This window comes from Aequorivita flava, assembly GCF_038742595.1.
Lineage (GTDB): Bacteria > Bacteroidota > Bacteroidia > Flavobacteriales > Flavobacteriaceae > Aequorivita > Aequorivita marisscotiae.
Genome location: NZ_JBANCF010000012.1, coordinates 1 through 25000, shown reverse-complemented (window position 1 = coordinate 25000; position 25000 = coordinate 1). Strand labels below are relative to the sequence as shown.

At 39.3% G+C, this 25000-nt stretch carries 14 protein-coding genes and 3 tRNA genes; 16 read left to right on the top strand and 1 reads right to left on the bottom strand.

The window, feature by feature from the left end; translation table 11 throughout:
- The first annotated feature begins 188 nt into the window (after positions 1-188).
- From VZD24_RS12695 to VZD24_RS12630, 14 genes are all read left to right on the top strand, one after another.
- A tRNA-Gly gene (locus VZD24_RS12695) sits at positions 189-261 on the top strand.
- A 212-nt stretch (positions 262-473) separates the two neighbouring features.
- Positions 474-545, top strand: a tRNA-Thr gene (locus tag VZD24_RS12690).
- 56 nt (positions 546-601) lie between these two features.
- The gene (gene tuf / locus VZD24_RS12685; protein WP_279447269.1) at positions 602-1789 is read left to right on the top strand and encodes an elongation factor Tu; all 1188 of its coding nucleotides are present in this window, start codon (positions 602-604) and stop codon (positions 1787-1789) included.
- Positions 1790-1980: 191 nt separating this feature from the next.
- Positions 1981-2053 (top strand) — tRNA-Trp (locus tag VZD24_RS12680).
- A complete protein-coding gene (gene secE, locus VZD24_RS12675) occupies positions 2029-2304 on the top strand; it encodes a preprotein translocase subunit SecE (protein WP_279447270.1) in 276 nt (91 codons plus the stop codon). The genes VZD24_RS12680 and secE overlap by 25 nt, the downstream gene beginning before the upstream one ends.
- A 4-nt stretch (positions 2305-2308) precedes the next feature.
- Entirely contained in the window at positions 2309-2863 is a 555-nt protein-coding gene (gene nusG, locus VZD24_RS12670; protein WP_279447271.1) for a transcription termination/antitermination protein NusG, read from the top strand.
- A gap of 64 nt (positions 2864-2927) precedes the next feature.
- Positions 2928-3365 (top strand): 50S ribosomal protein L11, encoded by a 438-nt coding sequence (rplK, locus tag VZD24_RS12665; RefSeq protein WP_279447272.1) that lies wholly within the window; start codon positions 2928-2930, stop codon positions 3363-3365.
- 21 nt (positions 3366-3386) lie between these two features.
- Positions 3387-4082, top strand: a complete 696-nt coding sequence (gene rplA / locus VZD24_RS12660) for a 50S ribosomal protein L1 (RefSeq protein ID WP_279447273.1) — start codon at positions 3387-3389, stop codon at positions 4080-4082.
- Between the two features lie 12 nt (positions 4083-4094).
- Positions 4095-4616 (top strand): 50S ribosomal protein L10, encoded by a 522-nt coding sequence (gene rplJ / locus VZD24_RS12655; RefSeq protein WP_279447274.1) that lies wholly within the window; start codon positions 4095-4097, stop codon positions 4614-4616.
- A gap of 95 nt (positions 4617-4711) precedes the next feature.
- The gene (rplL, locus tag VZD24_RS12650; RefSeq protein ID WP_237604113.1) at positions 4712-5086 is read left to right on the top strand and encodes a 50S ribosomal protein L7/L12; all 375 of its coding nucleotides are present in this window, start codon (positions 4712-4714) and stop codon (positions 5084-5086) included.
- A gap of 137 nt (positions 5087-5223) precedes the next feature.
- The gene (rpoB, locus tag VZD24_RS12645; RefSeq protein WP_342687827.1) at positions 5224-9036 is read left to right on the top strand and encodes a DNA-directed RNA polymerase subunit beta; all 3813 of its coding nucleotides are present in this window, start codon (positions 5224-5226) and stop codon (positions 9034-9036) included.
- A 78-nt stretch (positions 9037-9114) separates the two neighbouring features.
- Positions 9115-13413, top strand: coding sequence for a DNA-directed RNA polymerase subunit beta' (gene rpoC, locus VZD24_RS12640; protein WP_279450249.1), 4299 nt, complete (start codon positions 9115-9117; stop codon positions 13411-13413).
- Positions 13414-13529: 116 nt separating this feature from the next.
- Positions 13530-13850 carry a DUF3467 domain-containing protein gene (locus tag VZD24_RS12635; protein ID WP_279447276.1) on the top strand — a complete coding sequence of 107 codons (321 nt, stop codon included), beginning with the start codon at positions 13530-13532 and terminating at the stop codon, positions 13848-13850.
- Between the two features lie 174 nt (positions 13851-14024).
- The gene (locus VZD24_RS12630) at positions 14025-15932 is read left to right on the top strand and encodes a beta strand repeat-containing protein (RefSeq protein WP_342687826.1); all 1908 of its coding nucleotides are present in this window, start codon (positions 14025-14027) and stop codon (positions 15930-15932) included.
- A gap of 59 nt (positions 15933-15991) precedes the next feature.
- On the opposite strand, the gene VZD24_RS12625 is transcribed toward VZD24_RS12630, so the two are convergent.
- A complete protein-coding gene (locus VZD24_RS12625) occupies positions 15992-17602 on the bottom strand; it encodes a peptide chain release factor 3 (RefSeq protein WP_342687825.1) in 1611 nt (536 codons plus the stop codon).
- Between the two features lie 431 nt (positions 17603-18033).
- On the opposite strand from VZD24_RS12625, the gene VZD24_RS12620 reads away from it, so the two are divergent.
- Positions 18034-18531, top strand: coding sequence for a FixG Ig-like domain-containing protein (locus VZD24_RS12620; RefSeq protein WP_279447279.1), 498 nt, complete (start codon positions 18034-18036; stop codon positions 18529-18531).
- 62 nt (positions 18532-18593) lie between these two features.
- Positions 18594-25000 (top strand): Ig-like domain-containing protein (locus tag VZD24_RS12615; RefSeq protein WP_342687824.1); only part of this gene is annotated, 6407 nt, incomplete at its 3' end.

The following is a 25000-nucleotide window of genomic DNA, read 5'->3' as shown; positions in this document are numbered from 1 at the left end:
CAAACAATTTTTGCTTAGGCAGAAATTGAAAAAATCAAATTTCAATAAACAAATTCCAAATGGGTTTGCTTGATGTTTGAAAATAGTTCTTTAATAGATTGGAAAATATCTTTTTTGGTTAAATTCTTAATCAATTTCAATTTCCGTTGGAATTTGGGATTTGTTATTTGGAATTTATTCAAAAAATTGCGGGAGTAGCTCAGTTGGTAGAGCGTCAGCCTTCCAAGCTGAATGTCGCCGGTTCGAACCCGGTCTCCCGCTCAAGAAAGTTCTTTAAAATGTGTAGATATTGTTTTTTACAATATTTCCATAAAAATTTAGAGAGCAGGGTACTAGGTTTATGCCGAGTGCAGTCTAGGTAATCCCGGTCTCCCGCTCTAAAAAGTTATAGGTTAAGTTTTTTTTATAATAATCTTGACTTATAGGCTTTAAACTGTCACCCTGAGCGCAGTCGAAGGGCAGAAACCAAAAACGCCGGTGTAGCTCAGGGGTAGAGCGTTTCCTTGGTAAGGAAGAGGTCATGGGTTCAATTCCCATCATTGGCTCAAGTTGTAAATACAATAGAACACTAATATATAACTAAGATTAAAACTAATACAAAATGGCAAAAGAAAAATTCGATCGGTCAAAACCACACTTAAATATTGGTACAATTGGACACGTAGATCACGGAAAAACAACCACTACTGCAGCTATTACTAAAGTTTTGGCGGATGCAGGATATTCAGCAGCGACATCATTTGATCAAATTGATAATGCGCCAGAAGAAAAAGAAAGAGGTATTACAATTAACTCTTCTCACGTAGAGTATCAAACAGCTAACCGTCACTACGCACACGTTGACTGTCCTGGTCACGCGGATTACGTAAAAAACATGGTTACTGGTGCTGCCCAAATGGACGGTGCTATTCTTGTAGTTGCTGCTACAGATGGTCCAATGCCACAAACACGCGAGCACATCCTTTTAGGTCGCCAAGTAGGTATTCCTAGAATTGTTGTGTTTATGAATAAAGTAGACTTAGTTGATGACGAAGAGTTGTTAGAATTAGTTGAAATGGAAATCCGTGACCTTCTTAACTTTTACGAGTACGATGGTGATAACGGACCCGTAGTTCAAGGTTCTGCTCTTGGTGCACTTAACGGTGAGCAAAAATGGGTAGATGCGCTTCTTAAATTAATGGAAGAAGTTGATCAATGGATTGAAGAGCCAGTTCGTGATATCGAGAAGCCTTTCTTGATGCCTATCGAAGACGTTTTCTCAATTACTGGTCGTGGAACTGTTGCTACAGGTCGTATCGAAACTGGTATTGCTAAAACTGGAGATCCAGTTGAAATCATCGGTATGGGAGCTGAAAAATTAACTTCTACAATTACTGGTATTGAAATGTTCCGTCAAATCCTTGATAGAGGTGAAGCTGGTGATAACGCTGGTATCCTACTTAGAGGTATTGAAAAAACACAGATATCTAGAGGTATGGTTATTACTAAGCCAGGTTCTGTAACTCCACACGCTAAATTCAAAGCTGAGGTTTATATCCTTAAGAAAGAAGAAGGTGGGCGTCACACTCCATTCCACAACAACTACCGTCCACAGTTCTACGTTCGTACAACTGACGTAACTGGAACAATTATGCTTCCTGATGGTGTTGAAATGGTTATGCCTGGTGATAACTTAACTATTACTGTTGAGTTGCTTCAACCAATCGCAATGAATGTAGGTCTTCGTTTCGCTATCCGTGAAGGTGGACGTACTGTAGGTGCAGGTCAGGTAACTGAAATTTTAGAATAATTATTATATCATTAAAAGTTCTGGGTGTCTCGAATTTACTTCGAGATACCTTGGCTTTTAAAGTGGGTTTAACCAATCTGTTGGTCTGTAAACCTGTGTTGTAATTCAGATTGCTGAATTAAAAATAGTTTAACGCTCGCATACTAATCGGGAGTAAAACTAAAAGAAAGATAAAATAGAAATATTTATCTACGGGTTTAGCTCAGTTGGTAGAGCACTGGTCTCCAAAACCAGGTGTCGTGAGTTCGAGTCTCGCAACCCGTGCTAAATATCTGCTAAAACAGGTAGCCCAAAATTTGGGAACAAGAAATTTTAATAGCGACGTCATGGTAAACTATATTACAGAATCGTATAAAGAACTTAAAAATCACGTTACCTGGCCTACGTGGGCAGAAGCGCAGAAGTTAACTGTTATTGTAGCGGTTTTTTCTGTTCTCTTGGCTTTGGCTGTATGGGGTGTAGATACCGTTTTCAGCAAAGTGGTCGGAATATATTTTGATTGGATCAAGTCGTAAAAAAATGACCGAAACAACAAATACAAAAAAGTGGTACGTAGTCCGTTCAGTTAGTGGGCAGGAAAACAAGATTAAATCGTATATCGAAAGCGATATTAAACGATTGGGCCTTGAAGATTATGTTGATCAGGTGCTGGTACCTACTGAAAAGGTAATTCAAATTCGCAACGGAAAAAAGGTAAACAAAGAACGTGTTTACTTTCCGGGCTATATAATGATCCAAGCTAACTTAGGGGGTGAAATTCCACATATTATAAAATCTATAAATGGGGTAATTGGCTTTTTGGGTGAAACCAAAGGTGGAGACCCTGTGCCGCTCAGACAATCTGAAGTAAACAGAATGTTAGGTAAAGTAGATGAGCTATCTGTAAAAGACGATAGTGTAAATATACCTTTTACCATTGGCGAAACCGTAAAAGTTATAGATGGTCCATTTAACGGATTTAACGGAACGGTAGAAAAAATTAATGAAGAAAAACGCAAACTCGAAGTAATGGTGAAGATTTTCGGAAGAAAAACACCACTGGAATTGAGTTATATGCAAGTAGAAAAAGTTTAATTGTTACGCTTAATAGGTTTTTTCGAAGGCTTCCACTTTTGAATAACCACATCAAAAATTAGAAATGGCAAAAGAAATCAGTAAAGTAGTTAAGTTGCAAGTTCGTGGAGGTGCTGCTAACCCATCACCACCAGTAGGACCTGCTCTTGGTGCTGCCGGTGTTAACATCATGGAGTTCTGTAAGCAGTTTAATGCCAGAACCCAGGATAAGCAAGGAAAGGTATTGCCAGTAGCGATCACGGTTTTTAAAGATAAATCTTTCGATTTTATCATTAAAACTCCACCCGCTGCCGTTCAAATACTAGAAGCTGCTAAAGCAAAAAAAGGCTCCGGTGAACCACACGCAAAAAAAATAGCCACAATCTCTTGGGACCAAATTAAAACGATCGCGGAAGATAAAATGCCCGATCTTAATGCATTTACCATCGAGTCTGCTATGAAAATGGTAGCTGGTACTGCACGTTCTATGGGAGTTAAAGTAAAAGGTGATGCACCTTTTTAATTTGAAAAAAGAAACTATAAAATGGCACGATTAACTAAAAAGCAAAAGGAAGCTAAACTAAAGGTAGAGGATAGAACCTATACCGTGGCCGAAGCTTCTGCTTTAATAAAAGATATCACCAGCGTAAACTTTGATGCTTCCGTTGACCTTGCAGTGCGCCTTAACGTAGATCCACGTAAAGCGAACCAAATGGTTAGAGGCGTTGTTACCCTTCCGCACGGAACCGGTAAAGACGTAAAAGTTTTGGCATTGGTAACTCCAGATAAGGAAGCCGAAGCCAAAGAAGCAGGAGCAGATTACGTAGGTCTTGATGAGTACCTCGACAAAATTAAAGGAGGATGGACAGATGTTGACGTAATTGTAACTATGCCAAGCGTTATGGGTAAATTGGGTCCTTTAGGACGTATATTAGGGCCTCGTGGCCTTATGCCAAACCCTAAAACAGGTACAGTAACAATGGACGTTGCTAAAGCCGTTTCAGATGTAAAAGCTGGTAAAATCGACTTTAAAGTAGATAAAACCGGTATCGTACACGCAGCAATTGGAAAAGCATCTTTTGATGCCGAAAAAATTGCCGGAAACGCAAGAGAATTATTAACAACCCTCGTTAAACTTAAACCACAAGCGGCAAAAGGTATATACATTAAAAGTATTTATATGTCTAGTACTATGAGCCCAGGAGTTGAAGTTGACACAAAAAGGTTTACTGAGCAGTAAAAACTGGAAATTATGACAAGAGAAGAAAAATCACAAGTAATTGAAACGTTGACTGCACAGTTGTCTGATAGTGCTAATATTTATTTAGCAGATATTTCAGGCCTTAATGCAGGGAACACTACCAACCTTCGTCGTGCTTGTTTTAAAGCAGGTGTGCAGTTGGCAGTGGTTAAGAACACGTTGCTTAAAAAAGCAATGGAGAGTTCTGATAAAGACTTTGGCGAATTAACAGAAATACTAAAAGGCAACACGTCTTTAATGTTTTCTGAAACAGGTAACGCACCTGCCAAGGTAATTAAAGAATTTAGAAAAAAATCTGATAAGCCGCTTTTAAAAGGAGCCTATATCCAAGAATCAATTTACGTTGGCGACAACCAATTGGATAGTCTGGTTGAACTTAAATCTAAAGACGAACTTGTTGGAGAAATTATCGGGTTGTTACAATCGCCTGCTAAAAATGTTATCTCGGCTCTTAAGAGTGGTGGTAGTACAATCGCGGGAATTGTTAAAACCTTATCCGAAAAAGAAGGATAAAACCTTTAAAACTCCTTTTTTAAATGGAGATTTAAAGAAATGGTATTGCACTAATTTAATTTATATAAACACAATTATTTTTAAAAACGATAGAAATGGCAGATTTGAAAGATTTCGCAGAACAATTAGTTAACTTAACAGTAAAAGAAGTTAATGAGTTAGCTACAATATTAAAAGACGAGTACGGTATAGAGCCTGCAGCTGCTGCAGTAGCTATGGCCGGACCTGCTGCTGGTGGTGGAGAAGCCGCTGAAGAGCAATCAGAATTCACAGTAATGTTGAAGGCTGCTGGTGGTTCTAAACTTGCAGTTGTAAAACTAGTTAAAGAATTAACTGGTGCTGGTCTTAAAGAAGCAAAAGAATTAGTTGATAGTGCTCCTTCTCCAATAAAAGAAGGTGTATCTAAAGATGAAGCAGAAGCTTTAAAAGCACAACTAGAAGAAGCTGGAGCTGAGGTTGAGCTTAAGTAAGCTTACAACGTTCCAAACCTTAAGGTTTAGGTCTTCCCGATAGTTCGGGAAAGGCCTAAACCATTTTGCGTATATAATGGTTAACCCCTTTTTTATACGTTTTTTCAATTTCATTTTAATTAAAATTCCGTCCATAGATGTCAGCAACGCAAACTGAAAGATTGAATTTTTCCTCTGTAAAAAATAAGCCGGATTACCCCGACTTTTTGGACATTCAGATTAAATCCTTTCAGGATTTTTTCCAGTTGGAAACCAAATCAGAAGAAAGAGGCCAAGAAGGATTGTATAAAACCTTTTTGGAAAATTTCCCGATTACCGATACCCGTAATCAATTCGTTTTAGAGTTTTTAGACTATTTCGTAGATCCACCAAGATATTCCATTCAGGAATGTATAGAACGTGGCCTTACCTATAGCGTCCCTCTTAAAGCGCGTTTAAAACTGTACTGTACAGATGCCGAACACGAAGATTTTGAAACTATCGTGCAGGACGTTTACCTCGGTACTATTCCTTACATGACCCCTAGCGGAACTTTCTGCATTAATGGGGCCGAACGTGTTGTGGTTTCACAACTTCACCGTTCACCTGGTGTGTTCTTTGGCCAATCTTTCCACGCAAATGGAACGAAGCTTTACTCTGCCCGTGTTATTCCTTTTAAAGGATCTTGGATTGAGTTTGCCACAGACATCAACAGCGTAATGTACGCCTATATAGATCGTAAGAAAAAATTACCTGTAACAACACTATTCCGTGCTATTGGCTTTGAAAGGGATAAAGATATTCTTGAAATATTTGACCTGGCAGAAGAAGTAAAAGCTTCAAAAACTGGACTTAAAAAATATATTGGCCGTAAACTTGCCGCCCGTGTACTTAAAACGTGGCATGAAGATTTCGTAGATGAAGATACCGGCGAGGTTGTATCTATTGAACGTAACGAAATTGTTTTAGACCGTGATACCGTTCTTGAAAAAGAGCACATTGATGAAATCATTGAATCTGGCTCAAAAACAATCTTGTTGCACAAAGAGGATAACCTATTGGCAGATTACGCCATTATTCACAATACACTGCAAAAAGATCCTACCAACTCCGAAAAAGAAGCGGTAGAACATATTTATAGACAACTTCGTAACGCTGAACCACCGGATGAAGAAACTGCGCGTGGCATTATACACAAACTTTTCTTTAGCGACCAGAGATATAACCTTGGGGAAGTAGGCCGTTACAGAATGAATAAAAAACTGGGTCTTGATATCCCTATGGACAAGCAAGTGCTTACCAAGGAAGATATTATTACCATTGTAAAATACTTAATCGAGCTTATTAATTCCAAAGCTGAGATTGATGATATTGATCACCTTAGTAACCGTCGTGTACGTACTGTAGGCGAACAACTTTCCCAGCAGTTTGGAGTAGGTCTGGCACGTATGGCACGTACCATCCGCGAACGTATGAACGTGCGTGACAACGAGGTGTTTACACCTATAGATTTGATTAATGCGAAAACACTTTCGTCAGTAATCAACTCTTTCTTTGGTACCAACCAGCTTTCGCAGTTTATGGACCAAACCAACCCACTTGCAGAGATTACGCATAAGCGTCGTCTTTCGGCACTTGGGCCTGGAGGTTTATCACGTGAAAGAGCAGGTTTTGAGGTTCGAGATGTACATTATACACATTATGGCCGACTTTGCCCAATTGAAACTCCAGAAGGACCAAACATTGGTTTAATATCTTCACTTTCTGTGTTTGCCAAAGTAAACAACCTAGGCTTTATTGAAACGCCATATCGAAAAGTGAATGATGGGAAAATTGATTTTAAAAATGAATCGATCTACCTTTCTGCTGAAGAAGAGGAAGATATGCACATTGCCCAAGCTAACATTCCATTGTCAGACAATGGAGTAATTGAAGCTGAAAAGGTTATTGCGCGTATGGAAGGCGATTTCCCATTGGTAGATCCAACTGTATTAAATTATGCAGACGTTGCACCAAACCAGATTGCTTCTATTTCGGCCTCGTTAATTCCGTTCCTTGAGCACGATGATGCTAACCGTGCTTTGATGGGCTCAAACATGATGCGCCAGGCGGTACCATTATTAATTGCAGATTCGCCAATCGTAGGAACAGGTCTTGAAAGACAAGTTGCTTCAGATAGTCGTGTGCTAATAAATGCCGAAGGTGATGGTGTAGTTGAATATGTTGATGCTAATGAAATTACTATAAAATACGACCGTACCGAAAACCATCGTATGGTTAGTTTTGATGCGGACGAAAAAACGTATCAACTAGTAAAATTCAGAAAAACAAATCAAAGTACTTCCATTAACCTAAAGCCTATTGTAAGTAAAGGCGATAGAGTGAAAAAAGGTCAGGTACTTTGTCAAGGATACGCTACCGAAAAAGGAGAATTGGCACTCGGACGAAATATGAAGGTTGCCTTTATGCCTTGGAAAGGGTACAACTTTGAGGATGCCATTGTTATTTCTGAAAAAGTAGTTCGCGAAGATATTTTTACTTCTATTCATATAGACGAATATTCGCTGGAAGTTCGCGATACCAAACTAGGTAACGAAGAATTAACAAACGATATTCCAAACGTTTCGGAGGAAGCTACTAAAGATTTGGATGAATACGGAATGATCCGTATTGGAGCCGAGGTAAAGCCCGGCGATATTCTAATTGGAAAAATTACGCCAAAAGGTGAAAGTGATCCTACGCCAGAAGAAAAATTGCTTCGCGCCATATTTGGTGACAAAGCAGGCGATGTAAAAGATGCTTCACTTAAAGCTTCACCTTCATTGCACGGTGTAGTCATAGAGAAAAAGCTTTTTGCCCGTGCCGTTAAAGACAAACGCAAGCGCGCAAAAGACAAAGAAGACATCGCAGAACTTGAAGCAAAATACGAAGCAAAATTTGTTGCACTTCAAGATGTTTTAGTTGAAAAGCTTTTCGCTATCGTAGGTGGAAAAACAGCACAAGGTATCAGCAATGATCTTGGTGAAATAGTTTTCCCTAAAGGAAAGAAATTTACATTAAAAATGCTTCACGCAGTTGACGATTACACTCACTTAATTGGAGGTACTTGGACAACCGATGATGAAACCAACGAATTGGTGGCAGATTTAATGCACAACTATAAAATTAAGGAAAACGATCTTCAAGGTAACTTGCGTAGAGAGAAGTTTACCATCTCTGTAGGTGATGAGCTTCCTTCAGGAATTTTGAAACTTGCCAAAGTTTACGTTGCTAAAAAACGTAAATTAAAAGTAGGAGACAAGATGGCCGGACGTCACGGTAACAAAGGTATTGTTGCACGTATTGTACGTGAAGAAGATATGCCTTTCCTCGAAGACGGAACCCCGGTAGATATCGTGTTAAACCCTCTTGGGGTACCATCGCGTATGAATATTGGGCAAATTTATGAAACGGTACTTGGATGGGCTGGTCAAAAATTAGGACGCAAGTATGCGACTCCAATTTTCGACGGAGCAACAATAGACCAGATTAATGAATTAACAGATGAAGCTGGAATTCCGAGATACGGGCATACCCATCTATTCGACGGTGGAACTGGTAAGCGTTTTGATCAACCTGCAACCGTAGGGGTAATCTATATGCTAAAACTAGGCCATATGGTTGACGATAAAATGCACGCACGTTCTATAGGGCCGTACTCACTTATTACGCAACAGCCGCTTGGTGGTAAAGCACAATTTGGTGGTCAGCGTTTTGGAGAGATGGAAGTTTGGGCGCTTGAAGCATACGGTGCATCCAGCACGCTTAGAGAAATATTGACTGTTAAATCTGATGATGTTATTGGAAGAGCAAAAACCTACGAGGCAATCGTAAAAGGCGAAACCATGCCAGAACCAGGATTACCGGAATCTTTCAACGTACTTATGCACGAATTGAAAGGCTTGGGTCTTGACATTAGATTAGAAGAATAACCCGAAGGGTTATTTCGGTCGAGGCGCAATGCATTGCGCCTCGACCACAATAAAACAAATAATCATTTTTTCAACATGATGAACAGAAATAAAGAAAACACAGTACAGAAATTCGATAAGATTTCTATTGGTTTGGCTTCTCCTGAATCTATTTTGGCAGAATCACGTGGCGAAGTATTAAAGCCCGAAACAATAAACTACCGTACGCACAAACCAGAGCGCGACGGTCTTTTCTGTGAGCGTATTTTTGGCCCTGTAAAGGACTACGAATGTGCCTGTGGTAAATATAAAAGAATCCGCTACAAAGGTATTGTTTGCGACCGATGTGGTGTTGAAGTAACGGAAAAGAAAGTACGTCGTGACCGTGTGGGGCATATTAATTTAGTTGTTCCCGTAGCACACATTTGGTACTTCCGTAGCCTTCCAAACAAAATTGGCTACCTTCTTGGATTGCCGTCTAAGAAACTGGATATGATTATTTACTACGAACGCTATGTGGTAATTCAGCCAGGTATTGCTAAATATGAAGGAGGAGAAGACGTTAAAAAAATGGATTTCCTTACCGAAGAAGAATATCTAGCAATTCTAGATTCAATTCCGGCAGAAAACCAATATTTGGAAGAAACCGATCCAAATAAATTTATTGCGAAAATGGGAGCAGAGTGCTTGATCGATCTTTTACAAAGAATTGATTTAGATACACTGTCATACAACCTTCGTCATAAAGCAAATAACGAAACTTCTAAACAACGTAAAACCGAAGCGTTAAAACGTCTTCAAGTTGTAGAAGCACTTCGCGATGCAAATAAAAACCGCGAAAATAAAGCCGAATGGATGATTATGAAAGTAGTTCCGGTTATTCCACCAGAATTACGTCCGTTGGTGCCACTTGATGGCGGTCGTTTCGCAACCTCAGATTTAAATGATCTTTACCGAAGAGTAATTATCCGTAACAACCGTTTAAAACGATTGATGGAGATAAAAGCTCCCGAAGTAATTCTCCGAAACGAGAAACGTATGCTTCAGGAATCGGTAGATTCATTGTTTGATAACACACGTAAATCTTCCGCAGTAAAAACAGATAGTAACAGACCCCTGAAATCTCTTTCAGATTCATTAAAAGGAAAACAGGGTCGTTTCCGTCAAAACTTGCTTGGTAAACGTGTAGATTATTCGGCTCGTTCGGTAATTGTTGTAGGCCCAGAATTAAAATTATTTGAATGTGGTCTTCCAAAAGATATGGCGGCCGAGCTTTACAAACCTTTTGTAATCCGTAAATTGATTGAAAGAGGAATTGTAAAAACCGTAAAATCTGCAAAGAAAATTATAGACAAAAAAGAGCCTGTAGTTTGGGATATTCTTGAAAATGTGTTAAAAGGCCACCCTGTTATGCTTAACCGGGCCCCTACATTGCACAGATTGGGTATTCAAGCTTTCCAGCCTAAATTAATTGAAGGAAAGGCAATCCAGTTGCACCCATTGGTATGTACTGCGTTTAACGCAGATTTTGATGGTGACCAAATGGCGGTTCACCTTCCACTTGGGCCAGAGGCAATTTTGGAATGTCAACTTTTAATGTTGGCTTCTCACAACATTTTAAACCCAGCAAATGGTTCGCCAGTTGCGGTTCCTTCACAGGATATGGTTTTGGGTCTGTATTATATGACCAAATTGAAAAAAACCATGGGCGATGTAGTTGTAAAAGGCGAAGGACTTACCTTTTATTCAGCCGAGGAAGCAATAATTGCTTATAACGAAGGCAGAGTAGATCTTAATGCCGAGATTAAAATTCGTACCGAAGACTTCAACGAAGAAGGCGTATTAGCTAAACAAATTATTACTACTACTTTAGGAAGAGTAATCTTTAACGAAAAAGTGCCTGTTGAGGCTGGTTTTATAAATGAAGTATTGACCAAAAAATCACTTCGTGATATTATTGGTAAAATATTAAAAGTAACATCGGTACCTGCTACGGCTAATTTCCTTGATGAAATTAAAACCTTGGGGTATAAGTACTCTTTTGAAGGTGGCTTGTCCTTTAGCTTGGGCGATATTATTATCCCAGCCGAAAAGCAAACTATGATAGACAATGCCAATTCGCAAGTAGATGGCATTATCAATAGCTATAACATGGGGCTTATTACCAATAACGAACGTTATAACCAGGTAATTGATATTTGGACAGCAACCAACGCCGAACTTACCGAACTTTCTATGAAACGAATTCGCGAAGATCAGCAAGGTTTCAACTCTGTGTATATGATGCTTGATTCTGGTGCGAGGGGTTCTAAGGAGCAAATTCGCCAGTTAACAGGTATGCGTGGTTTGATGGCTAAGCCTAAAAAGTCTAACTCCGGAGGTGGTGAAATTATTGAAAACCCAATTCTTTCCAACTTTAAAGAAGGTCTTTCAATTCTTGAATACTTTATCTCTACCCACGGGGCGCGTAAAGGTCTTGCAGATACCGCTCTTAAAACGGCAGATGCAGGGTACTTAACACGTAGATTGGTAGATGTTTCGCAAGATGTTATCATTAATATTGAAGACTGCTATACGCTTCGTGGCATTGAGGTTTCGGCCTTAAAGAAAAACGAAGAAGTAGTTGAAACTCTTGGAGCCAGAATCGTAGGACGTACAGCTCTTAACGATGTTGTAAACCCACTTACCAAGGAATTATTGGTGGCTTCTGGCGACCATATTACAGAAGAAATTGCCGATGCAATTGAAGCGTCTCCTTTAGACAGTGTTGAAGTGCGTTCTGCGCTTACTTGTGAAGCTAAAAAAGGTATTTGTTCGCAGTGCTACGGTCGTAACCTTGCTACCAATAAAATGGTACAAAGTGGCGAAGCGGTAGGTGTTGTGGCGGCACAATCTATTGGTGAGCCAGGAACACAGCTTACACTACGTACCTTCCACGTTGGGGGTATTGCAGGTAACATTTCCGAAGAAAACAAATTAATTGTAAGATTTGACGGAAAAGCCGAAATTGAAGATCTTAAAACCGTTAAAGGCGAAGATAATCAAGGCAATACAGTAGATATTGTTATTTCTCGTACTTCTGAAATAAAACTTGTTGATAAGAAAACAGGAATTACACTAAGTACCAATAACATTCCATACGGTTCTACACTTAATGTGAAGGATGGCGATACGCTAAAAGCGGGCGATGTAGTATGTACTTGGGATCCTTATAACGGGGTAATTATTTCGGAATTTGCTGGAAAAATTAAATACGAAAACATTGTTCAAGGGGTAACCTATCAAGTTGAAATTGATGAGCAAACTGGTTTCCAAGAAAAGGTAATTTCAGAATCTAGAGATAAAAAACGTATTCCAACCCTGCAAATTTTAGGGAAGAAAGACGAAGTAATCCGTAGCTATAACTTGCCGGTTGGCGCCCACATTATGGTGGATGACGGCGACAAGATTAAGATTGGTAAAGTACTTGTGAAAATTCCTCGTAAGTCTGCAAAAGCAGGTGATATTACGGGTGGTCTTCCGCGAGTTACCGAACTTTTTGAAGCACGTAATCCGTCAAATCCAGCAGTAGTTAGTGAGATTGATGGTGTGGTTTCTTTCGGAAAAATAAAACGTGGTAACCGCGAAATTATCGTTGAGTCTAAATTAGGCGAATTGAAAAAGTACTTGGTTAAACTTTCAAACCAAATCCTGGTTCAGGAAAACGATTACGTTCGTGCAGGAATGCCATTATCAGACGGATCTATTACACCAGAAGACATTCTTCGTATTAAAGGCCCATCTGCAGTACAGCAATATCTTGTGAACGAAGTTCAAGAGGTTTACCGTCTGCAAGGGGTAAAGATTAACGACAAACACTTTGAGGTTGTTGTTCGTCAAATGATGCGAAAAGTGAAAATTGAAGATCCGGGAGATACAACCTTTTTGGAGGATCAATTGGCGCATAAAGACGATTTTATTGAAGAGAACGATAAAATCTACGGAATGAAAGTAGTTACCAATGCAGGAGAATCTGAAAACCTAAAGGAAGGACAGATTTTATCGCCACGAATGCTTCGTGATGAAAACTCGTTGTTGAGAAGAAACGACAAAGAACTTGTTGAAGCTCGCGATGTGATTACCGCAACGGCAACTCCAGTACTTCAGGGTATTACGAGAGCGTCCTTACAGACCAAATCGTTTATCTCTGCAGCTTCCTTCCAGGAAACCACCAAGGTATTAAACGAAGCCGCAGTAGCTGGTAAAGTAGATACGTTGGAAGGCTTAAAGGAAAACGTTATTGTAGGTCATAAAATACCAGCCGGTACCGGTATGCGTAAGTATGATACTATAATCGTGGGTTCTAAACAAGAGCTGGAAGAAATGAATCAAGCAAAGCAAGAAGTAAATTATAATTAATATGTAGATCTGGTGCGGTAGAGACGCAAGGCATTGCGTCTCTACCGCCGCCTACAATTATATTTTAAAACGATTTAACGTCTAATCTCGATTCTATCGGGAGTAACATAAAAAAAATGGCTGATCAAAAAAAAGAAAAACCAAAGCAAAATCAGATAAACATTGAGCTGGACGCCGATGTGGCACAAGGTATTTACAGTAACTTGGCTATAATAAATCATTCGGTTTCTGAGTTTGTGGTAGATTTTGTTACCATTATGCCCGGAATACCTAAAAGCAAGGTGAAGTCTAGAATTATCTTAACGCCTCAACATGCTAAACGGTTTTTAAAAGCATTGAATGACAACGTTAAACGCTTTGAAAACGCCCATGGCGAAATAAAGGATTATGAGCAACCGCCCATTCCTTTAAACTTTGGCCCTACGGGGGAAGCGTAATAAGGTATCTAAATAAATTTTTCAATAACCCCTTTAGCATTTTCTATGCTAAAGGGGTTATTTATTTTGGCAGGTAATGTCTTTATTTTTTGGAGAAGAGTAAAGTAATTATTCATCTAATTCAATACGAAAGTTTGTCTATATTTACACTCTATTTCAATAAAACCTACTTCCATGAGAAACATTACTTTTTTCTTGTTCTTTTTAATTTTGTCATTCTCAAATTATGCTCAAGTTGGTATTGGCACTGTTAGTCCTAATCCCTCTTCAGTATTAGATATTACTTCGGACAACGAAGGTATTTTAATTCCGAGAGTAGCATTGCTTTCCACTACTGATGTAACTACCATTGCCTCACCTGCAACAAGTTTAATGCTATATAACACAAATACTGCAGCCGATGTAGTGCCTGGGTACTACTATTGGAGTGGTGCTAAATGGATGCTTGTGGCCACTACTAATATGATTGAAAATAAGTGGGATACATCAGGTAACGCTGGAACAGATCAGACTACAAATTTTCTTGGTACCACGGATAATCAGGATTTAGTTTTTAAAAGAAATAACGCCTTGGCTGGAAGATTGGCTTTGAAAAGCACTGCTTTTGGTCTAGGAGCACTTTCAGCAACACTTACTAGTAATGCAATTGATAATACAGCTATTGGGATAAACGTATTACAAAGCAATACTAGTGCTTATGGTAGCACTGGGGTTGGTTTTGGCGTATTAACAAATAGCAATGGAGATAATAATACAGCTATTGGTAGATATGCTATGCATTATAACCTTGGCGGATTTGCTAATACAAGTGCTGGAGCCTATGCTCTCGAAAATAATATAAATGGTACGCATAATACAGCGATTGGATACACGGCCCTTCGGAGCAATACTTCTGGAGGTTATAATACGGCAGTGGGGTTTAAAGCTTTAAAAAACAATATTAATAATCAAGAAAACACGGCCGTAGGTTATGGAGCTCTCGAAAATAATAATTCATATAACAATACGGCTACCGGTGCTATAGCACTACAAGCTAATACTTCTGGAAGAGAAAATACCGCCAATGGAAGAGCGGCTCTACTTAGAAATACTACGGGGAATGAAAATACTGCAATGGGATCAAAAGCACTTCTCTCGAATACAACCGGTTATCGTAATACATCCAGTGGTATGGAGTCTTTATTGGATAATACAACGGGCTTTCAGAATACAGCAAATGGTACTCGTGCATTAAATAAAAATACTACTGGTTCTAATAATAATGCAACGGGTAATTATGCTATGCGTCTTAACACTACAGGATCGGGAAATGTTGCCATTGGTGGTTCTGCGCTTGATGATAATATAAGTGGAAACAATAATACAGGTATTGGTTATTTATCTAATGTTGCTTCAGAAAACTTGACCAATGCAACTGCTATAGGTTACAACGCTATTGTTAGTACGAATAATAGTTTAGTTTTAGGTTCAGTAAGTCCACCAGTTAATGTAGGTATTGGAGTTACTAATCCTTCCGCAAAACTCGAAGTTTATAGTACAACTGCGAATACATCTGGTCTGAAGTTAACACGACTTACTTCTGCTTCCCCTGTAGCTACAGGAGCAACGATAGGGGTTGATGCTACGGGTAATGTGGTTACAGTTCCCGGAGCCGCTCCTGTGGTTATTTATACGGGATCATTAGGTAATGGGAGTGGTGGATCCGTAAATGCTACAATTACGGCAAGTGGCTTTAATACAGTGCCATTGCCCAATACTTCTACTAATATTGGTGGTGGTATTTGGAACGGGACTAACAATACATATACAATACCTGTAAGTGGCACGTATTTAATTAAATCTAGTATAAGACTAACTGATGGTAGTGTTTCTCGGAATGTTTTCCAAGCTGTTCACACTTCAAATGCAGATATCCCTGATGGAATTTGGCAGACCAATTCTGGGAATAGATGGACCATGTTGTACACAAGAATCGCCTATTTTAATCAGAATGATGTGCTAAGATTGTATATATATTCTGATGGACAGCAAGCAAGACTGTCTGATGCATCCTTGAATATTACCTTGTTGAGTAAAAGTTAGATTGACAGATATAAAGGAACAATAGTTTTAAAGTAGATCTTTTAAAAAATTATTACTAGTTATCCTATTAATTTAGTGCTTTTCTCAAACTCACTCACAAAATGCAGTTTTACATTCGGGTATTTAGACTGTGTCATTTGTAATGTAAACGATGAATCTGCAAAGAAAACCAATTGGCTGCGTTTGTCTTTGGCCAAAAATTTTGCCTTTACTCTTTTAAAATCAGCAAACTCTGCACTTTTGGGGTCTTTTGCTTCAACCCAGCAGGCTTTATGTACATTTAAGTTTTCGTAGCTGCATTTTGCGCCGTATTCGTGCTCTAATCTGTATTGAATTACTTCAAACTGTAACGCGCCCACGGTACCAATTACTTTTCTACCGTTTAACTCTAGAGTGAAGAGTTGCGCCACACCTTCATCCATTAATTGGTCTATCCCTTTTTCGAGCTGCTTGCTTTTCATCGGGTCAGCATTATTAATATATTTAAAGTGTTCGGGTGAAAAGCTAGGAATACCTTTATAATGCATTTCTTCTCCTTCAGTAAGTGTGTCGCCTATTTTAAAGTTGCCTGTGTCGTGAAGACCAACGATATCGCCAGGGTAGGAAACATCTACAATTTGTTTTTTTTCGGCAAAAAAGGCATTGGGGCTGCTAAATTTCATTTTTTTACCATTGCGAACGTGTAGATAAGGCGAATTTCTTTCAAAGACACCAGAAACAATTTTAATAAATGCCAGACGGTCGCGATGTTTGGGATCCATATTGGCGTGTATTTTAAAAACGAAACCCGAAAAGTCTTTTTCGTCCGGATAAACTACACGCGTACTGCTTTCTTTGGGTCGAGGCGTAGGAGCTATTTCAACAAAACAATCTAACAATTCGCGAACGCCAAAGTTATTAAGCGCCGATCCAAAAAATACCGGTTGAAGTTCGCCATTTAGGTATTCTTCCTGATTAAAATCTGGGTAAACTTCATGAACGAGCTCTAACTCTTCTCGTAATGTATTGGCTGCTTTTTCACCAACTAGATCATCGAGTTCAGTACTGCTAAGGTCTTCAATTTCAATGGTTTCTTCAATGTTTTTACGGCTATCACCACTAAAGAGGTTTATATTTTTTTCCCATACATTATATATACCTTTAAAATCGTAGCCCATTCCAATAGGAAAACTCAATGGGGTAACGCGGAGCTGTAACTTTTGTTCAATTTCATCAAGTAGGTCGAATGCATCGCGACCTTCACGATCTAATTTATTGATAAAAATGATCATGGGAATATTGCGCATTCTACAAACTTCAACAAGCTTTTCAGTTTGCTCCTCCACGCCCTTAGCCACATCAACCACAACAATTACACTATCTACGGCAGTTAAGGTTCTAAAAGTATCTTCAGCAAAATCCTTGTGGCCGGGAGTGTCTAATATATTTATTTTAAAGCCTTCGTATTCAAAAGCTAAAACCGAAGTTGCCACCGAAATTCCACGTTGGCGCTCAATTTCCATAAAGTCGCTGGTAGCGCCTTTTTTTACTTTATTGTTCTTTACGGCGCCGGCTTCTTGAATGGCTCCTCCAAATAAAAGAAGTTTTTCAGTTAGTGTTGTTTTTCCTGCATCTGGGTGGGCAATGATCCCAAAAGTTCTTCTGCGTTTTATTTCGCTTTTAACAGTCATATATTTTTCTCAATAAGTTGCAAAGATAAAGTTTGTAATTCGAGTTAGAAACTTTAGAAGTATCAAATAAATTTTCTGCACAAAAGATTTAATTTAAGTTGAATTAATAGCAACTTCAAAAGTTGTTTTTTGCAAGTTTAAAAATTGGGTAATCAGGAAACGTAAAAGGGAGTGCTCGTAAAAATCGCATGCGCCGAAACGGTCTATTCTTAGGGAGTGTACGTGTTACTACGTATGTTTTTACGGGGTTAAATTACTGAGATTTAGCGTGGAATATGCAGTTTGCCGACTATTTGGAACATTTTAACTAATAGTTGTTTGTAAAGCATTCCTTACGATTTTTCCACTGTATATTTGATTGTTAACAGGGCGAGAACTGTTTAAATAATATGTATCAAAAACTAAATAACAATTAATTTAAAACTGAATATATGTATCAACTATCAACAATAATTAAGGGATTAATGCTGGTAATTTTTGTTGCTGTATTAAACATAAATTTTGTTTCGGCACAAAATTGTAATGCAACTTTATCAGTAGAAAAGGATAGAAATGCGCAATCTGCATATACAGAGGATGGTGCTACCTTTAATATGGTACTAACAAATACTTCATCCAAAAAGGTAACATATATTATTTCATCAACAAATTTAGAAGAGTCTTGTGCTAATGATGCTTATAAAACTTCGGCTCCCAATGTTGCATTAAATGTTGCTGTAAAGAGCAGTGCGAATGCAAGTGTTGCTAATAACGCACTTACACTGGCTGCCGGGGAAACTCGTAAATTTAAAATATACGTATCGGTACCGGCACGCACCCCGAGTAATGTTTGGAGTTGTATAAAAATTTCTGCAAAGGGAAGCGAATGTGCCGAGCCGTCATCGAGTACTACATTGCGAGTTTATGTTCCAGAGCCTTCGGAAGGATAGGACAAAAAAATATTGAAAAGGAATACTATAAATAGTATGGGTTAATGCCAAAATTATTTTTTATGAAAAAACAACTACACTTTAGAGACATATTGGTTGAAAAATTATCGAAAATTACTTTCTTATTAGTAATTCTTTCGTCATTCACCTTTTTTGGACAGCAACCATCACTTGATGTTGTTAAAACTAGGGTTGCAAATACCACGACATGTAACGTTTTTGATATTAATATAGATGTAGACGGTGTTGCATCAAAAAAACCGCAAGAAGTTGTATTGATAATAGACCGTTCGGGTAGTATGTCCTACGGTAATAACCCAAAACCAATAGCATATGCCAAAGATGCAGCTATTGATTTTGTGAATGAATTGTTTAAGCCAGAGAATAACCCTACTGGTCTAAATAAAGTTTCGTTAGTTTCGTATTCAAGTTCGGCAACTGTTGACCAGCAACTTACCACTAATAAAACATTAGCCATCGCCAAAATTAACGCTTTGGTAACTGGAGGTACAACTAATATTGAGGATGCGCTTGTAAAAGCCAGAGCCGAACTTAATTCTAGAGGTACATTTAATTGTGAAACCTCACGAAGTATAATCTTGCTTACCGATGGAGTAGCGAACCGCGACAATAACGGTAATAGTTGTAGTACTACTTCGCCTAATACAATTTGCCAACAAAGAGCTATCGCTGCTGGTCAAGCTGCTTGGTCTATAACCAAAAGTGGCGTTCCGTATCCGCAAAATGTATTTACTATTGGTTTAACAGGAGCAATTTGCTGTAATGAACAAACAATAGCATTAAATACCTTAGATCAAATACAAAATGCGGGTGCATATCATACAGAAGTAAATGCCGATTTGTCTGATATTTATATGGATATTTTTGGTAATTTAAATTATGCTGCTATCCAGCTTCCCGGACAGAAATTTTTAACTACTACTATTACACCTGGATTTACTATTGTTCCCGGTTCTATTTCTACAAATAAAGGTACCGTAACCCTTAGTGGGCCTGAGGATAAAATCTTTTGGGATGTTCCAAAAATCGCTACAGAGTCATTATTTTTAAAATATTCTCTTGTTGCTACAAACTCAAGTGTTTGTGGCACTCAAAATCCTGATAGTACGGTAGTAAAGTATGAGGACAGCGACTGTGATCCTGTTACTTTGAATTTAACAAACCCAGATGTCTGTGTTCCATGTCCATCAGTAACAGCTTCTATTGATCAGGTAAGTTGTGATAACTCTGTTAATTACAGCGCCAATTTCTCTTCGGGTGATTGCAGCCCGCCATTAGGTAATGTGCAGTGGGAGTTTTTCTTAAATAATGTTTCAGTAGGAGTTTCCAATCAAGCAACCGGCACCTATGTATATACTGGGGGTGGTGCGTTTGAAGGTAATTTTAGAGCCAAAGCAACTTATACGAGTACATATGCTTCCGGTTGTACCTTGCCTTCAGTAACAGATGAAAAAACCATAACGCTACATGATAAGGTGGCGGCTACAATAGAAAAAGTAAATGCCAATTCTTCAGGCAATTGTAATAATGGTGAAGCAACTGTAACTCCCACAAATGGAACAGGACCTTACACGTATCTTTGGAGTGCAAATGCAGGAAGTCAAACCACCCAAACCGCATCTGGATTAGCTGCAGGAACTTACAGTGTTGTGGTTACAGATGTTAATGGTTGTACTGTTGAAAAAACTATTTCGGTTTACTGCGACATAGAGGATTGGAATTTTGAATGCGGCGATGACAAAATTGTAGATGAGTATGGCTATAATGCAAATTGTAACGCTACAACTGTTGCCAATATTCCTAATCCATCAAATGTATACCAATATGCAGTTGAAATAGTTTACAAAGATAACAACCCTGGAGCAACGCTACAGTTTACGGATGCATTAGGAAATCCACATACCCTTGAAAGATCAGTGCCTGTTGGCTCTAGTTCTAGTGTATGGGTGTATCGAGGTCTTATAGTAGGAAGTACAAGTAGTATAACATATACTGATAATGCCAATAGATGTAAACTGCAATCTGTGGTGGTGTATGCTTTCCGAAATGTTCCTAACGCTACTTCAAATTCAGGGAAATTTACAAGTTTAAGTGGTTATAATAATATAGTTAACTTTACTATAGATATACCTACATTTTCGGGTCCAAGAGATTTATTGGTAGAAACGCCAATATCAGAAGTAACAGATGATGGAAGATACCTTCTTGTTAGAGCTACTGCAGGTTCAGTTTCAAATCAGACAATTATATACGGGCCAGACTCAAACTTGCCTGGAGGAACTTGTTGCCTTTCTATTCCTTCTATAACTTTAGAAGATGTTCCTGGTAATATCACCCAGGTTACAATTACGGTTGATACAAGAAATAATCAAAACGGACAAAGCGTTAACGGACAATCATGGGTAATTGCAGGAGGAGTAAATGTAGAAGCTAATTGTTACTCAGATTTAGAGCTTACGCTACAGTCGAAAACTGATATATTATGCTATGGCGATAACACTGGTTCCATAACCGTTGAGGCTACTGGAGGGGTGCAACCTTATTTATATTCAATAAATGGAGGCACACAACAGTCGAGTGCAACATTTAATAACCTAACCGCGGGTGTATATGTGATTGAAGTAGAAGATGCAATAAATAATACTGAGTCTATTTCAGTAACTCTTACACAACCTGATGATATAGTGGTTCAAATCACCAAACAAAACGCCTCTACATCTGGTGCTTGTAACAATGGGGAAGCTACTGCCAGTCCTAGTGGAGGAGTTCCTCCATTTTCATATCAATGGAGTGTGAGTGCAGGTTCCCAAACTACTGCCACGGCAGTCAATTTACCTGAAGGAACGCACCAGATTGAGGTTACAGATGCAAACGGTTGTACCGTTGTTCAAAGTGTTGTTATAGATTGTATAAATGATTGTGATGCAGTAATTGATATAGATAATGTTACTCATGTATTATGTAAGGGAGATGCCACTGGTATGGCGAAAGTTTCGGCCAGTTCGCAGGCAAATCCTACGGCAGTATTTACCTTTACTTGGAATACCGTGCCTCCACAGATAGATAGTGGTGTAACCTCCAGTACAATTACCAATCAGCCAAGTGGCGTTTACACGGTGAGTGTAACGATTGATGGAACCGTTTGTCTCCCTGTAGAACAGAGCGTAACAATAAATGAGCCTTCAAATGCATTAAATGTTACTGCTACTTCTACCGATGAAAGTGGTCCTAGTACTGGCGATGGAACTGCTACGGCAAATGCTTCAGGTGGTACACCACCTTATACTTATAGCTGGAGCCCGGGCGGTCAGACTACTAGAATAATTACAGGATTGAGTGCTGGAATATATACAGTAACAGTTACAGATGCAAATGGTTGTACAGAAACGGCAACAACCACGGTTAATCCTGGATCTTGCCATAATTTAAGTGCAAACCCTTCTTCAACCCCTGTTTCTTGTAATGGAAGTAGTGATGGGTCTGCTACTGTTTCAGTAAGTAACGGGGTAGGACCATTTACCTATTTATGGAGTCCTGGAGGTGAAACGACTCAAACAATCACCGGTCTTTCCGCTGGAAACTATACTGTTACGGTTACAGACCAGACTACTTTATGTACAGTTGATGCTACAGCAACGGTTAGTCAACCTAATATTTTAAGTTCAGGTATAGCTATTACAAGTGTTTCGTGTTTTGGAGGTAATAATGGGTCGTTAGATTTAACTGTCCTTGGAGGAACCCAACCTTACTCATTTCTATGGAATAATGGAGCGACAACAGAAGATTTATTTAATTTAACTGCCGGTACTTATTCGGTAACCATTACAGATGCTAATGGTTGTACAACATCTAATAGTGCAACCGTACTTGAACCTGCGTCTGCCTTATCACTAACTTACTCGGTTCAAGACGTTTTATGTTATGGTAATTCTACTGGATCAATAGATATAACTGTTTCTGGTGGTACCATACCATATCAATACAATTGGAGTAATGGAGCTACGACTGAAGACTTATCAAGTATTCCGGCTGGAGTATATAGCGTAACGGTAACTGATGCCAATGGTTGTACACTTACAGAAAATTCAATTACTATTAGCGAACCAGCAAATCCTATTAGTATAATAATTACCAAAGAAAATGCAACAACAGGACAAGGTTGTAATGATGGGGAAGCCACAGCAAGTCCGTCTGGAGGAGTTTCTCCTTATACATATTTATGGAGCGCAAGTGCCGGAAATCAAACAACTGCTACTGCCGTTAACCTGCCCGCTGGCACACATAGTGTCACTGTGACCGATTCCAATGGATGTGAACTAAATCAAGGTGTGGTAATTATTTGCGATAACACTTGTGATGCAGTCATTACAGTAGATCAGGTAACCAATGTACTTTGTACTGGCGATACTACTGGTAGTGCTTCAGTAAGTGCTTCTTCCGCTTCAAACCCTGGGGCATTATTTACATTTACCTGGGATACCACACCCCCTCAGGTAGATGCGGGTGTTACAACTAGTACTGTAAACAATCTTGGTTCTGGTATTTATACTGTAAGCGTAACTATTGATGGTACAGTTTGTCAACCAGAACAGCAGAGCATAACTATAACCGAACCTGCGTCTGCACTATCAGTGTCTGCTACATCTACAGATGAAAGTGGACCAGCCACTGGTGATGGTACTGCAACTGCTAATCCAGTTGGTGGAACTCCACCATATACTTATAGCTGGAGCCCAGGCGGAGAAACTACGCAAACTATTACGGGATTAAGTGCTGGCGTTTATACTGTAACTGTTACAGATGCTAATGGATGTACGGCTGTGGCCACAACTACCGTGAATCCTGGTACTTGTAGAGGTTTGGCGGCAGTTGCCAATTCAACTTCAGTAACTTGTAATGGTGATAGCGATGGTACTGCAACAGTTTCTGTAACTGGTGGATCCGGATCATTTACATATTTATGGTCTCCAGGAGGACAAACAACGCAATCTATTTCAGGATTAAGTGCGGGATCGTATTCTGTTGTTGTAACAGATACGGTTACTTTATGTACCGTAACTGCTTCAACTATTGTAAATGAGCCTAATGTTCTGACTTCTGGGGTGGCCGTAACTCATGTGAAGTGTTTTGGCGAAAATACAGGTTCAGTAGATTTAACTGTTTCAGGAGGAACAGCTCCGTATTCTTTTTTATGGAGTAATGGTGCTACAACAGAAGATATTATCAATTTAGCCGCTGGAACTTATTCAGTAACTATAACCGATATTAATGGTTGCACGGCAACCAATAGTGCAACAGTATTAGAACCTGCTTCAGGACTTACACTTGCCATAACTTCTCAAACGGATATTGTTTGTAATGGACTAGGTTCTGTTACAGTACAGGCTAGTGGAGGAACAATTCCTTATTTATATAGAATAGACGGTGGAGCTTATCAATCTTCCGGAACATTTAATAATTTAACTGCGGGTTCACATACTATTGATGTGCTTGACGCTAATAATTGTACAGCCCAAGTTGTGGTTGATATATTGAGTAATTGCATTATTGCCATTGAGGACATCAACGATACCTTTATGAACCTACCGGTAGGAGGCGATGTATCTACAAACGACCTGAACCCAGACGGTCCAGCTGGAACGGAAGTGTTCACATTAGTAACAGGTCCAACAAGTGGTACCGTGGTATTTAATGCCGATGGAACATACATATACACACCAGCACTTGATTTTGTAGGTGCAGATATCTTTGAATACCAAATTTGTGACGGTGGTAACCCGATAGCGTGTGATACGGCCTTCGTTTACATTGAAGTATTAAACACTACCACAGGTAACGATGCACCGATAGCCAATGCCGATACAAATACCACGGAGACCGATATCCCGGTAAGCGGAAACGTACTTGTCAACGACTTTGATCCAGATGGCGATCCAATCTCCGTAACGGGCAATACGAATCCGACCAACGGTACGGTTGTAGTGAACCCTGACGGAACTTACACCTATACGCCAAACGCAGGATTTGAAGGCCAGGATACCTTTGAATATACAATTTGTGATAGCGGCACCCCGCCCTTATGCGATACGGCGGTAGTTACCATCCAGGTAATACCGAACGCCGGTAATATTACCGTTGCTAATGACGATGCGTACTTCGGTATGCCGGATACGGACATTACGGGCAATGTACTGGACAACGATTCAGACCCAGAAGGAGATAACCAATTTGTTGATGTTGCAATAACACCGATAAGCGGTCCGGCCAACGGAGTCTTGGCGATCAATGCCGATGGTACATTTATCTATACTCCGAACGCAGGTTACACTGGTACTGACCAGTTTGTTTACGGCAAGGTGGATGACGGTACACCGGTGGCTACAGATGTAGCAACGGTTTATATCAGCATCGATCCAAACAATGCCAATACCATCCTGGCCATCGAGGA